The organism is Sphingomonas sp. CROZ-RG-20F-R02-07, from assembly GCF_022662335.1.
GTDB lineage: Bacteria > Pseudomonadota > Alphaproteobacteria > Sphingomonadales > Sphingomonadaceae > Sphingomonas.
Window position 1 is genome coordinate 266,448 of the sequence record NZ_JAKNQJ010000002.1, and the last position, 13,445, is coordinate 279,892.

A 13,445-nucleotide genomic window follows, 5' to 3' on the forward strand; every position below is an offset into this window, starting at 1 on the left:
GGTCTGCATATCGTGGTGCTGATGGGTGGCTGGTCGGCCGAGCGCGAGGTTTCGCTGCTGTCGGGCAAGGGCGTGGCCGAAGCGCTCGAATCGCTCGGCCACCGCGTCACCCGGATCGACATGGGCCGCGACGTCGCCGCCCGGCTCGCGGAGGCGGCGCCCGATCTCGTGTTCAACGCGTTGCACGGCACGCCCGGCGAGGACGGCTCGGTGCAAGGCATGCTCGACCTGATGGGCCTGCGCTACACGCATTCGGGGCTCGCCACCTCGGTGATCGCGATCGACAAGGTGCTGACGAAGCAGGCGCTGGTGCCCGCCGGCATCCCGATGCCCGGCGGCCGGATCGTGCGCAGCGAAGACCTGTATGCGGGCGATCCGCTGCCCCGCCCCTATGTGCTCAAGCCCGTCAACGAGGGATCGTCGGTGGGCGTGGCGATCGTGACCGAGGGCGGCAATCACGGCAACCCGATCGCGCGCGGATCGGCGGGCCCCTGGGCGGAGTTCGACGAGCTGCTGGCCGAGCCCTATATCCGCGGGCGCGAGCTGACGACCGCGGTGCTGGGCGGCCCGCAAGGTCCCTGGGCGTTGGGCGTCACCGAACTGAAGCCCAAAAGCGGCTGGTATGATTACGACGCCAAATATACCGACGGCATGACCGAGCATGTTTGCCCCGCCGACATCCCGGACGCGATCGCCGCCGCCTGCCGTACGCTGGCGCTCGACGCGCATCGCGTGCTCGGCTGCAAGGGCGCGAGCCGCAGCGATTTCCGCTGGGACGACGAGCGCGGCGTCGACGGGCTGTTCCTGCTGGAGGTGAACACCCAGCCGGGGATGACGCCGCTCAGCCTCGTTCCCGAACAGGCGCGGCATCTGGGCATGAGCTATGCCGAACTCGTCCAGCGGATCGTCGACGATGCAATGGACGGCGGCAGCCCGTGAGCCGCACGATCAAGCGCGGGCCCCCGCCCAAGCGCCCCGCACCGCGCAAGAAACAGCCGGTCGCCAAGGTGTCGATCATGGACCGGCTCGTCGGCATGCTGCCGGTGAGCGAGGAGACGCTCGCGAAGATCGTCACCTGGACCTTCACCGGCGCGGCGGCGGCGGCCGTGCTGGGCGCGGCGATCTGGTTCGGCGTGCCCGGCCTGATCGGCGGCGCGATCGCGCAAGGGGCGGGCAAGGCCGGTTTCCGCGTCGAGCAGATCGAGGTGACGGGGCTGAAGCGGATGGACCGGATGTCGGTCTATGCGGTGGCGCTGGAGGACAAGCAGAACGAGACGTCGATGCTGTCGGTCGATCTCGACGCGATCCGCACGCGGCTGCTGCGCTATGGCTGGATCGCCGACGCGCATGTCTCGCGCCGCCTGCCCGACACGCTGCTGATCGACATCGTCGAGAGGAAGCCCGCCGCGGTGTGGCAGGACAATGGGCAATTGACGCTGATCGATTCGACGGGTGTGCTGCTCGAGCCGGTGCAGGCGGACGCCATCCCCAATCTGCCGCTGGTGATCGGCCCCGGGGCGGATCGGCAGGAGGCGGCCTATCAGACGCTGCTGTCCGCCGCGCCCGCGCTGAAGCCGCGGATCACCGCCGCCACATGGGTCGGCAACCGGCGATGGGACTTGACGTTCGAATCGGGAGAGACTCTGCTGCTGCCCGAGGATGGCGCGCCCGGCGCGCTGGTGAAGTTCGCCGAGCTGGACGGGGCGCGGCCGTTGCTCGGCCGGGGCTGGCTCCGGTTCGACATGCGCGATCCGGACAAGCTGGTCGCGCGCAAGCCGGGATCGAACGTCGCGCATGCGGTGGCCGATCCGGGGGATGCACCAAAGGGGCAGCCGTCCGGCATCGCGGCGGCATCGGGTAGGGAAGGCTGAGGGGCATGGCGAAGGCGGCACCGGAAGGACTCATCACCGCGCTGGACATCGGATCGTCCAAGGTCTCCGCGATGATCGCGCAGAAGGGCGATGGCGGCGAGCTGATCGTGCTCGGCACCGGCCAGCGCGAGAGCCGCGGCGTCAAGCGCGGCTATATCGCCGACATGGGCGCGACCGAGGCGGCGGTGCGCGAGGCGGTGGAGCAGGCCGAGCGGATCGCCGGGATCAACATCGAGAATGTCTGGGTCGGCTTTTCCGCGGGCGGCCTCGTCAGCGACGTGGCCGAGGTGGAGTTCGAACTGGGTGGCCACCGCGTCGAACAGGGCGATATCGATGCGCTGCTGGCGGCAGGGCGAGGCTCGATCGATCCGCAGGGGCGGATGGTGCTGCACGCGCAGCCCGCGCTTTATACGCTCGACGGGCTGACCGGGGTGAAGAAGCCGTTGGGGCTCCACGCCGATCGCCTCGGCGTGCACATCCATGTCGTGGCCGCGGACGGATCGCCGGTGCGCAACCTCGATCTGTGCGTGCGGTCGGCGCATCTGGAGGTGAAGTCGATCATCGCCTCGCCCGTCGCCACCGGGCTTGCCTGCCTCAGCGACGAGGAGCGCGAACTGGGGGTCGCGCTGGTCGAGATGGGGGCGGGGATCACCAACGTTTCGCTGTTCGCGGGCGGCATGCTCGTCGGGCTTACTTCGATCCCGATGGGCGCGGCGGACATCACCGACGACATCGCCTCGGCCTTCGGCACCCGGCGCCAGCAGGCGGAGCGGATGAAGTGTTTCCACGGCTCCGCCAACGCCTCCCCGCGCGACAATCACGACATGATCCCGGTGACGCCGATCTCGGCCGAGGACGGCGCGGGCGACGGCACGCAGATCACCAAGGCGCAGCTGATCGGCGTGATCCGCCAGCGGCTGGAGCATCAGATGGGCGAGGTGCGCCAGGCGCTCGCGCGGCTGAAGTTCGAAGGGCCGGTGGGGCGGCAGGTGGTGCTGACCGGCGGCGGCGCCGAGCTGAAGGGCGTGGCGGATTATGCGCAGCAGGCGCTCGGGCGATCGGTGCGGATCGGGCGCCCGCGCGGGCTGACCGCGCTGCCGGAGGCGCATGCCGGGCCGGCCTTCGCGACGCTGGCTGGGCTCGCCTTCTATGCGGCGACCGATCCCATCGACCTGCGCGGGCTCGCGCCGCAGCAGCAGGTGGTGCACCGCACCCGCGGCATGGGTCTGTTCCGCAAGCTGGTTCAGGCGGCGCGCGCGAATTATTAAGCTTTTGTCCCGCCAACGCATTGTTTGCGCTGGCGGGGCGCGAGACGATCGGGCACAAAGGTTAATCAGGGGCCGGGGCGCGTAACTCCCGGAACGGCGGAGATACAGGCGATGAGCATCGAATTCCTCACACCCGAAGTCGACGAGCTGACGCCGCGCATCGCGGTGATCGGCGTGGGCGGGGCCGGCGGCAACGCCATCGCCAACATGATGCGCGCCGAAGTGCAGGGCGTCGATTTCCTGGTCGCCAACACCGACGCGCAGGCGCTCAAGCAGTCGATCGCGCCGCAGCGCATCCAGCTCGGCGCGAAGATCACGCAGGGGCTGGGCGCGGGCAGCCGGCCCGAGATCGGCCGGGCCGCGGCCGAAGAGACGATCGACAGCCTCGCCAAGCAGCTCGAGGGCGCGCACATGGTGTTCATCGCCGCGGGCATGGGCGGCGGCACGGGCACCGGCGCGGCACCGGTGATCGCCAAGGCGGCGCGCGACATGGGCATCCTGACCGTGGGCGTCGTGACCAAGCCGTTCAGCTTCGAGGGCAACCGCCGCGCCAAGAGCGCCGATGCGGGCATCGAGGAGCTGCAGAAATATGTCGATACGCTGATCGTCATCCCCAACCAGAACCTGTTCCTGATCGCCAATGCGAACACCACCTTCAAGGAGGCGTTCAGCATGGCGGACGAGGTGCTGCAGCAGGGCGTGCGCGGCATCACCGACCTGATGGTGATGCCGGGCCTCATCAACCTCGACTTCGCCGACGTGCGTTCGGTGATGCAGGAGATGGGCAAGGCGATGATGGGCACTGGCGAGGCGACCGGCGACAACCGCGCGCTGGAAGCCGCGCAGAAGGCGATCGCCAACCCGCTGCTCGACGGCGTGTCGATGCAGGGCGCCAAGGGCGTCATCATCTCGATCACCGGCGGCGACGACATGCGCCTGCTCGAGGTGGACGAGGCCGCGAACCACATCCGCGACCTGGTCGATCCCGATGCCAACATCATCTGGGGATCGGCGTTCAACCCCGAGCTGGAGGGCCGCATCCGCGTGTCCGTCGTGGCTACCGGGATCGAGGCGGACGCCGCCCCCGCCGCGGCACCCGCCGAGCCGACGCGCAGCTTCAGCTTCGGCGCCCGCAAGACCGACGACACCACCTCGTTCCGCCCCAGCGAACCGCAGCAGCAGGCGCAGCCCGTCGCGGCGACGCCGGCACCCGCTCCCGTGACGCCGGCACCGGTCGCGGCACCCGCCCCCCAGCCGCGCGACGAAGCCGCCGCGGCCGACGCCGCACCGTCCACTGCGGATGCCGCGGACGAAGAACTGGTGCTGGGCGCCGAGACGATCGTCTCCAGCCCGCCGCGAGCCTATGACGATGGCGCGTTCGGTACGCCGACGCCGGCCCCCGCGCCCGTCGCGCCCACTCCGGCCGCAGACGAGGGCGGCGCGCGCCGCCGCTGGCTCGCGCCCGGCAGCGAGGCAGCGACGCCCGAGTTCGCCCCGGCAGCACCGCGCGTGAAGCTGGGCGGCACGCTGTTCGAACGCATGTCCAACGCCGCGCGCGGCAACGCCAAGGACGACGCCACCGGCGAGGACGCGCCCGTCGACATCCCCCGCTTCCTGCACCGGCAGAACAACCAATAGGCTGTTTCCCGGCGCAGGCGGGGGCCCAGTTGGAAGGCCGTTATAACGGAGCGATTCCCCGTTACCGTCGCACCCCAACTGGGCCCGGCCTTTGCCGGGGAACATGCCTCCGCGGGAAGCATGTCTCCGCCGGGGAACATGCGCTCCGCTGGTGAACAGCCCCGGCGTGACCCACCGAATGCTGGCGCGAACCCGCTGGAATCCCTAGATCGGCGGCGATGTCGACGCCCAACGCCCCCGATCGGTTCAACGAGGACAAATCCACCTTCGCGGTCAGGGGATCGGATACGCCCGATCTCGCCGCGGGGGTGGCGGCGATCCGCAACGTGCTCGCCACCTTGCCCGCGCGGCCCGGCGTGTACCGGATGCACGATGCGCGCGGCGACGTGCTCTATGTCGGCAAGGCGCGGGCGCTGCGCCAGCGCGTCGTCAACTACACGCAGGTCGATCGGCTGACCAAGCGGCTGCAGCGGATGGTGGCGCAGACGCGGTCGATGACGATCGTAACGACCAACAACGAGGCCGAGGCGCTGCTGCTCGAAGCACAGCTCATCAAGCGCTATCGCCCGGCCTACAATGTGCTGCTGCGCGACGACAAGAGCTTCCCCTTCATCCTGCTTCGCCAAGATCACGACTTTCCGCGGATCCAGAAGCATCGCGGCGCGCGGCGCGCCAAGGGCGATTATTATGGCCCCTTCGCCAGCGCGGGATCGGTCAACAACACGCTGAACGCGCTCCAGAAACTATTCCTGCTGCGCTCCTGCACCGACGGCTTCTTCAAGACGCGCGACCGGCCGTGCCTGCTCTACCAGATCAAGCGCTGCTCGGCGCCGTGCGTCGGCCGGATCGACGCGGCCGGCTATGCCGAGCTGGTGGGCGACGCCAAGAACTTCCTGGCCGGCAAGGCGACCGACGTTCAGGCCAAGCTCGGCGCGCAGATGCAGGCCGCCGCCGAGAATATGGATTTCGAGCTTGCCGCGCTGCTGCGCGACCGGCTGAAGGCGCTCACCTTCATCCAGGGTACGCAGTTCATCAACGCCGAGGGGATCGGCGACGCCGACATCTTCGCGATGGCGAGCAAGGACGGCGTGATCGGGATCGAGGCGTTCTTCATCCGCGGCGGCCAGAATTGGGGGCATCGCAGCTTCTTTCCCGGCCATGTCGCGGACGTGCCCGAGGACGAAGTGCTGTCGTCGTTCCTCACCCAATTCTACGAGGAGGTGCCGCCCGCGCGCACCGTGTTCGTCGATCGGGAGCTGCCCGAGGCGGCGTTGCTCGCCGAGGTGATGGGCACGCAGGCCGGGCGCAAGGTGGATCTGAGCGTGCCCCAGCGCGGCACCCGCCGCCGCCTGCTCGATCAGGCCAAGCGCAACGCCGAGGAGGCGCTCGACCGGCGGCTGGCGGAAAGCACGACCCAGGCCCGGCTGCTGCGCGAGGTGGCCGAACTGTTCGAACTGCCCGAGCCGCCCGACCGGATCGAGGTGTATGACAACAGCCATATCCAGGGCACCAACGCACTGGGCGCGATGGTCGTCGCCGGGCCCGAGGGATTTCGCAAGGGCCAGTATCGCAAGTTCAACATCAAGGGGAACGAAGCGGCGACCGACGACGATTTCGGCATGATGCGCGAGGTCTTCCGGCGCCGGTTCGCGCGGCAGCTCGACGAGGCGCCCGACCGCGACGACGCGACCTGGCCCGATCTGGTGCTGATCGACGGCGGTCGCGGCCAGTTGAACGCGGCCAAGGCGGTGCTGGAGGATCTGGGGATCGAGGATGTGTGCCTGGTCGGCGTGGCCAAGGGGCCGAACCATGGGCGCGAGGGGCGGGAGGTGTTCCACATGCTCGATGGCCGCGAATTCCAATTGCCGGTGAACGCGCCCGTGCTGTTCTACCTCCAGCGGCTGCGCGACGAGGTGCACCGGTTCGCGATCGGCGCGCATCGCGACAAGCGCAGCAAGGCGATCGGCGCCAGCCCGCTCGACGACGTGCCGGGCATCGGCCCCGCGCGGAAGAAGGCGCTGCTGATGCATTTCGGCACCGCGCGCGCGGTGCGCAACGCCAGCCTGGAGGATCTGCAAAAGGCGCCGGGCGTCTCGCGGACGATGGCGCAGGGGCTGTACGACTTCTTCCACGCGCGGTGATCGGGCGCGTCGCCGTCTTCGCGAACGGGAAGACGCTCGTTCACCCACCCCGTTCGCCCTGGGCTTGTCGAGGGGCCAGTCCTGCATGCAACGGCGCCCTTGTCGTCGCACACCAAGTCATGAGGATGCCGGAGATGCCGGAGATGCCGGAGATGCCGGAGATGCCGGAGAAGCCGGTATTGCCGACCGGTCGAAGCACCGATGAGCCTCGAAACCCCCTATTGGGATCCGGCCGAAGAATCGACAGTCGGATCGGCTTGGAGCACCGAACCAGAACCGCACGCTTTCTTCACGCGACGCGGTTATGACATGAGCATGCCGACGCCCGTGTTCCTCACGATCGACACCGAATATGCCTGGCGTCACCATCGCGCAGGGCTGGACGGCGCGGCGATCCATGCGCGCTCGATCGAGCCGGCGGGGGTGGGGATCGGCTATCAGCTCGCGGTGCTGCAGCGGCATGGCCTGAAGGCGTGTTTCTTCGTCGATCCGATGCCCGCGCTGCTCTTCGGCATCGCGCCGATCGCGCGGCTGGTGGAGGCGATCCTGGCGGCGGGGCAGGAGGTGCAGCTTCATCTCCATGCCAATTGGTCGGGCGCGACGGCGGGCGATCGCGGCCGATCGCATGCGCGCTTCGAGTTGTTCGACTATGATGCCGGCGAGCAGGTCGCGTTGATCGCGCAGGCGACCGAACTGCTGATCGCGGCCGGCGCGCCGCCGCCGATCGCGTTTCGTGCGGGAAGCTATGCCGCGGACGATGCCACGCTCGCCGCGCTCGATCGGCTGGGCTTCGTCTATGACAGCAGTCACAATGGCGCGGAGGCGCCGCGGTTCAGCCGGATCGGCCTGCCCGCGAACCGGATCGCACCGCTGCGCCGCGGGGTGATCGAGCTGCCCGTCACGACGATCGAGGATGGGGCGGGCCGGCTTCGCACCTTCCAGCTTTGCGCGCTGTCTACCGACGAGGCGCGCGCCGCGCTCGACCATGCAGTGCGCCGGGGCCATGCCGCGGTGACGATCGTCAGCCATGGCTTCGAACTCGCGAACCGCGCGGGCACGCGGCCGAATGCGGTGCATGTCCGCCGGTTCGACGCGCTGTGCCGCATGCTCGCGGCGCGGCGCGCGGTGCTGCCGACGGTGCATTTCGCCGATCGCCCCGCCTTGCCGCTCGACCGCGACGACCGGCCGCTGCCGCCCCGCGCGGTGCGCCGCCGCTTGCGTCAGGCGGAGCAGCTCTGGTCCAATTGGGTGTCCGAGCGCCGATGGTCGCGCTGAAATTCCAGATCGGCGCACGGACGTTCGCGCGCGTCGAGCGCCGGCTGGCGCGCGTGCCGCTGTCGCTCGCCGATGTGCTCGCCGGCGTCGTGCCCGTCCTTCCGCCGCTGGATGGTGCGGACGGCTATCTGGTGACGTCGCTCCGCGCCGATCTTGCCGCAGCGCTAAACACGCACGGGCTGCTCGCTACAGTTCGGCAACGCTATCGCCGCTATCATGTCGATCTGGTGGACGAACCCGCCTGGTTCGCGGGATTGTCCGGCAACGTCCGCTCGGGGCTCGGGCGCAAGACGCGCAAGCTCCGCGGCGAGGTGCGCGCCTATCGCACACCGCACGAGGTCGCCGCCTTTCATCCGCTCGCCCGCGCGGTATCGGCGACGACCTATCAGGAGCGGTTGCTCGGATCGGGGCTGCCGCAGGATCCGGCGCCCCTGCTGTCGCTGGCGGCCGAAGACCGGGTGCGGGCATGGCTGATGGTGGTGGAGGGCGTGCCCGCCGCCTATCTGTGCTGCACCGCCGATGGCGACGTGCTTCGCTACGATCATGTCGGCCATGATCCCGCCTTTTCCGATCGTTCGCCCGGTGCGGTGCTGCAGATGGCGGCGCTGCGGGATCTCTTCGCCGATCGCTTCACGCATTTCGATTTCACCGAAGGCGAGGGGCAGCACAAGCGCCAGCTCGCCAGCGGGAGCACCGATTGCGTCGACCTGCTGCTGCTGCGCCCGACGCTTGCCAACCGCGGCCTGCTCGCGGCGCTGTCCGGGTTCGATCGCGCGGTCGGCTGGGCGAAGCGCCGGGCGGCGTCGCCGCGCCTGGCCGCGCTGGCACGGCGGGTGCGGCGTTAGGGGGGATGACGTCAGCTTGGCCGGATCAAAGTAACGTCATCAAACTTGAGAGTTCGCGCGGAGGCGCGGAGAAGTGGACGCGGCCGTACCCCGGCCCTTCATCCCAGATTGTGGGGGATGAGCGCTGCCGCGCTCGAACCATCTCCGCGCCTCCGCGTGAACCTCCACCTTCGTGCCGCTACCCACCGGCGCCACCTATGCCCGACCCCCGATCCCACCTAGAACCGCGCGATGCACATCGTCGCCGAAGCCATCGTCCTGGCCGTCCGCCTGCATGGCGAAAACGGTGCGGTGGTGCGTGCGCTAACCCGCGATGACGGGTTGCAGCCCGGCTATGTGCGCGGCGGCCGGTCGCGCCAGTTGCGGCCGGTGCTGCTGCCCGCCAACCTGATCCGGGGCGAATGGCGCGCGCGTACCGGGGAGCAGCTTGCCGGCCTCGTTCCCGAACTGCTCGTCAGCCGCGCGGCGCTTCATGGCGAGCCGCTCGCCGCCGATGCGATCGCCTGGGCCTGCGCGCTGACGGCGGCGGTGTTGCCCGAGGCGCAGCGTTATCCGCGCGTGTACGACGCGCTGGGCGGCCTGCTGGACGCGGTGGCCGCGGCGCCCGCCGCACGCGACTGGGCCGCGGCGCTGGCGCGGTACGAATTGCTGCTGCTCGCCGAGCTGGGCTTCGGGCTGGATCTCGATTCCTGCGTGGCGACCGGCGCGACCAGCGATCTCGCTTATGTCAGCCCCCGGAGCGGCGCGGCGGTCAGCGCAGGGGCCGCGATGGGCTATGAGGCGAAGCTGTTGCCGCTTCCCGATTTTCTGCGGCTGGGCGGCGCGGCGGACTGGCCCGCGATCTTCGCAGCGCTGCGCATCACCGGCCATTTCCTCGAACGCGACCTGTTGATCGAGCGCCAGGCCCGCGTGGCCGCCGGCCGTGCCCGGCTGATCGATCGGCTGAAGAGGGCGGTTGCGTGATTCGGGTGCGCCCGGCAAGGCATGATCCATGACCCTGATCGCGATCCTGGCCGGCGACGGCATCGGCCCCGAAGTCACCGCCGCGGCGCGCCGCGTGCTCGACACGCTCGACCTCGGGTTGGTCTTCGAGGCGGCGCCCGTGGGCGGCGCGGCGTACCGCGCTGCGGGGCATCCGCTGCCGCCCGCGACGCTCGCGCTCGCGCACCGCGCCGATGCGGTGCTGTTCGGCGCGGTGGGCGATCCGGCATTCGACGGGCTGGAACGCGCGCTGCGGCCTGAACAGGCGATCCTCGGCCTGCGCAAGGAACTCGGCCTGTTCGCCAATCTGCGCCCCGCCAAGCTGTTCGCGGGGCTGGAGGACGCCTCGGCGCTCAAGCCCGCCATCGCGCGGACGATCGACATGGTGATCGTCCGCGAGCTGACCGGTGACGTGTATTTCGGCGAGAAGGGCCGTCGCACCCTGGCGGACGGGCTGCGCGAGGGATACGACCTGATGCGCTATGACGAGGCCGAGGTGGCGCGGATCGCACGCGTCGGGTTCGAGACCGCGCGCACGCGCAAAGGGCGGCTGCTGTCGGTCGACAAGGCGAACGTGCTCGAGACGTCGCAATTGTGGCGCGACGTGGTGATCGAGACGGCCGCGCAATATCCCGACATCGCCCTGTCACATATGTACGTCGATAACGCCGCCATGCAGCTCGTTCGCGATCCCGGCCAGTTCGACGTCATCGTCACCGGCAATCTGTTCGGCGACATCCTGTCGGACCAGGCGTCGATGTGCGCCGGCTCGATCGGGATGCTGCCCTCGGCCGCGCTCGATGGATCGGGCAAGGGCCTGTACGAGCCGATCCACGGCAGCGCGCCCGATATCGCCGGGCGGGGCCTGGCCAATCCCTGCGCCGCGATCCTGTCGGCGGCGATGATGTTGCGGCACTCGCTCGACCGGGCGGATGCGGCGGACTGGATCGAGGCGGCGGTGGCGATGGCGATCCGCGGCGGCGCGCGGACGGCGGATCTGGGTGGCGCGCTTTCCACCGATGCGATGACCGACGCGGTGCTCCAGGGCTTGTGAGCGGACTGCTCGAACTCGCGGTCGTTATCCCGACGTTCAACGAATCGGGCAATGTGGCGACCTTGGTCGCGAGGCTCGATCAGGCGCTCGCCGGCCGGCGGTGGGAAGCGATCTTCGTCGACGACGACAGCCCCGACGGAACCGCGGATGCCGCGCGCACGATCGGCCGGGTCGATGCGCGGGTGCGGGTGATCCAGCGGATCGGCCGCCGCGGCCTGTCCTCCGCCTGTGTCGAGGGGATGTGCGCCACCGCGGCGCCCGTTGTCGCGGTGATCGATGGCGATCTCCAGCATGACGAGACGCTGCTGCCGCGGATGCTCGATCTGCTGCAGGGCGAGCCCGCGCTCGATCTGGTGGTCGGCTCGCGCTTCGTCCCGGGTGGCGGCACGGGCGAGTGGGACCGCGACCGCGTCGCCAAATCGGCATTGGCGACAAGGCTTTCGCGGCGGGTGCTCAAAGCCGATCTCACCGATCCGATGAGCGGTTTCTTCATGATCCGCACGCCTGTCGTGCGCCGCCTGGTGCCCAAGATCGCAGCGATCGGTTTCAAGATCCTGCTCGACATCATGACCGCGGCGCCGCAGCCGCTCGCCTTCGCCGAGCTGCCCTACACCTTCCGCGTGCGCACGGAGGGGGAGAGCAAGCTCGATCACGTCGTCGCGATGGAATATCTCATCGCGCTTTACGATCGCAAGTTCGGCCGCTTCGTGCCGGTCCGCTTTGCGATGTTCTCGGCGATCGGGGTGCTCGGCATCGGCGTGCACATGGGCGTGCTGGGCGCGGCGATGCTGCTGGGCAGCGCGTTCCTGCCGGCGCAGATCCTGGGCGCGATGGCGGCGATGACGTTCAATTTCTTCCTGAACAACATGCTGACCTATCGCGATCGCCGGCTGAAGGGCGCGCGGGCGCTGTTCGACGGGTGGATCTCCTTCTGCGCGGTGTGCGCGGTGGGCGTGGTCGCCAATATCGGGATAGCGGCGTTCCTCTACGACGCGCGCGACGGCACCGCGGCGACGTCGGCGCTGGCCGGCATCCTGATCGGCGCGGTGTGGAATTACGTGCTGTCGTCCAAATTTACCTGGGGCCGTTATTAGACCCAGGATCCGAACCACATCCAGCGGTGGAACGCCTGCGGGCCGGCGAGCGGCGCGGCGGACAGGATGGGGTAGAAGTGGATGAACAGCACCGCCGCCGCCAGCACGAACGCCTCGTCCCAATAGCCCCCGTTCGCACGCTCGCGATCGAACGCGGCGGCGATGGCGAGCGGCAGCCAGATGCTCGGCAGATAGTAATAATAATAGAATCCCAGGGACTTGGGGATGATCGCCCAGATCAGATAGGAGCCGAGCCACAACAGACCGATCGCCCCGGCCTTGCCGTTCCCGCGCCACCCCGCCCACAGGCAGGCGGCCACCGCGACGAGACCGCCCCACATCACCGCTGGATTGCCCAGCAGCAGGATGCCGCGCTGCGCGCCGTCGGCCACTTCGTAGAAATACCAGATCGGCCGGAGCATCAGCGGCCAGCCATACCAGGCGGATTGGTAGACATGATGCGGCAGCACCTGCACCTGCTGCGCGTACATCGTCGCCTGGAACGGGATCAGCGTCGCGAGCGTCAGCGGTTCGTCGGCATAGAAGAAGGCGGGCGCGAAGGTGAGGAGGTACCCCACCCCGCTCGCCACCCCCAGCAGCGCGAGCGCGGTGAGCGTCGGCAGCCCCGGCCATGCCGCGGGGTGGCGCCGGCGCACCGCCACGAACGCCGCCGCGGCGAAGGCGAGATAGGGCACCGCCGCCCATTTGCACGCGACCGCCAGGCCCAGCAGAATCGCGCCCAGCACCCAGCGCCACCACACTGCCGCGCCCTTGCCCCGCGCGCTCCAGAGCATCGCCGCGATCGCCAGCACGACGAAGGCGGCAAGAAATCCGTCGAGCATCGCGATCCGCGCCTGCACGAACACGGTGAAGTTGAGCATCACCAACAAGGCGCCGATCGTCGCGGTGCGCAGCCGATGGAACACCAGCCAGAGGATGGCGAAGCTGCCCGTCACGACCGCGCTGGCGGCGACGGTCGACAGGATCCGCCAGCCGAGCGGCCCGTCGCCGAACAGCCGAATGCCGAGCGCGATCAGGATCTTGCCGAGCAGCGGATGCTCGATGTTGGCAGGATGTCCGAGCGTCAGCAGCGTGCGCGCGGCGGGCACATAATGGATCTCGTCGAACACGAGCTGGTGCGGCGTGGTCAGCCGCCAGCAGAACAGCGCCTGCGCGATCAGGCCGATCGCCAGCGCGGCGGGCAGGGGGCGGCGGAGGAAGCGGGGCACCGCGCCCTTGTTCCTGCATCCGCGCTCGGCGGCAAGCTCCCTTGCAGCC

General features: G+C 69.5%; 11 protein-coding genes. 10 read left to right on the forward strand and 1 reads right to left on the reverse strand.

Features of this window, described 5'->3' with window-relative positions:
- Nucleotides 1-3 precede the first annotated feature (3 nt).
- The 10 genes from L8H00_RS05065 to L8H00_RS05110 all read left to right on the forward strand — a co-directional run bounded on the left by L8H00_RS05065 (nt 4) and on the right by L8H00_RS05110 (nt 12,167).
- Nucleotides 4-939, forward strand: a complete 936-nt coding sequence (locus L8H00_RS05065; RefSeq protein WP_267380071.1) for a D-alanine--D-alanine ligase — start codon at nt 4-6, stop codon at nt 937-939.
- Nucleotides 936-1,871 (forward strand): cell division protein FtsQ/DivIB, encoded by a 936-nt coding sequence (locus tag L8H00_RS05070; RefSeq protein ID WP_242096148.1) that lies wholly within the window; start codon nt 936-938, stop codon nt 1,869-1,871. Before L8H00_RS05065 ends, L8H00_RS05070 begins: the two co-directional genes overlap by 4 nt.
- Before the next feature lie 5 nt (nt 1,872-1,876).
- Entirely contained in the window at nt 1,877-3,139 is a 1,263-nt protein-coding gene (gene ftsA, locus L8H00_RS05075; protein WP_242096149.1) for a cell division protein FtsA, read from the forward strand.
- A gap of 111 nt (nt 3,140-3,250) precedes the next feature.
- Nucleotides 3,251-4,777 carry a cell division protein FtsZ gene (gene ftsZ / locus L8H00_RS05080; protein WP_242096150.1) on the forward strand — a complete coding sequence of 509 codons (1,527 nt, stop codon included), beginning with the start codon at nt 3,251-3,253 and terminating at the stop codon, nt 4,775-4,777.
- 218 nt (nt 4,778-4,995) lie between these two features.
- Complete coding sequence (gene uvrC / locus L8H00_RS05085; protein ID WP_242096151.1) at nt 4,996-6,918, forward strand: excinuclease ABC subunit UvrC; 1,923 nt, start codon at nt 4,996-4,998, stop codon at nt 6,916-6,918.
- A gap of 315 nt (nt 6,919-7,233) precedes the next feature.
- Entirely contained in the window at nt 7,234-8,193 is a 960-nt protein-coding gene (locus tag L8H00_RS05090; protein WP_242096284.1) for a polysaccharide deacetylase, read from the forward strand.
- Nucleotides 8,181-9,038, forward strand: coding sequence for a GNAT family N-acetyltransferase (locus tag L8H00_RS05095; protein ID WP_242096152.1), 858 nt, complete (start codon nt 8,181-8,183; stop codon nt 9,036-9,038). Before L8H00_RS05090 ends, L8H00_RS05095 begins: the two co-directional genes overlap by 13 nt.
- 231 nt (nt 9,039-9,269) lie before the next feature.
- On the forward strand, nt 9,270-10,001 hold the full coding sequence (gene recO / locus L8H00_RS05100) for a DNA repair protein RecO (protein WP_242096153.1): 732 nt from the start codon (nt 9,270-9,272) through the stop codon (nt 9,999-10,001).
- A 28-nt stretch (nt 10,002-10,029) separates the two neighbouring features.
- Nucleotides 10,030-11,073, forward strand: coding sequence for a 3-isopropylmalate dehydrogenase (leuB, locus tag L8H00_RS05105; RefSeq protein WP_242096154.1), 1,044 nt, complete (start codon nt 10,030-10,032; stop codon nt 11,071-11,073).
- Entirely contained in the window at nt 11,070-12,167 is a 1,098-nt protein-coding gene (locus L8H00_RS05110; protein ID WP_242096155.1) for a glycosyltransferase family 2 protein, read from the forward strand. Before leuB ends, L8H00_RS05110 begins: the two co-directional genes overlap by 4 nt.
- On the opposite strand, the gene L8H00_RS05115 is transcribed toward L8H00_RS05110, so the two are convergent.
- Nucleotides 12,164-13,396 (reverse strand): phospholipid carrier-dependent glycosyltransferase, encoded by a 1,233-nt coding sequence (locus tag L8H00_RS05115; protein WP_242096156.1) that lies wholly within the window; start codon nt 13,394-13,396, stop codon nt 12,164-12,166. The two genes, L8H00_RS05110 and L8H00_RS05115, sit on opposite strands and share 4 nt — an antisense overlap.
- Between the last annotated feature and the right edge of the window lie 49 nt (nt 13,397-13,445).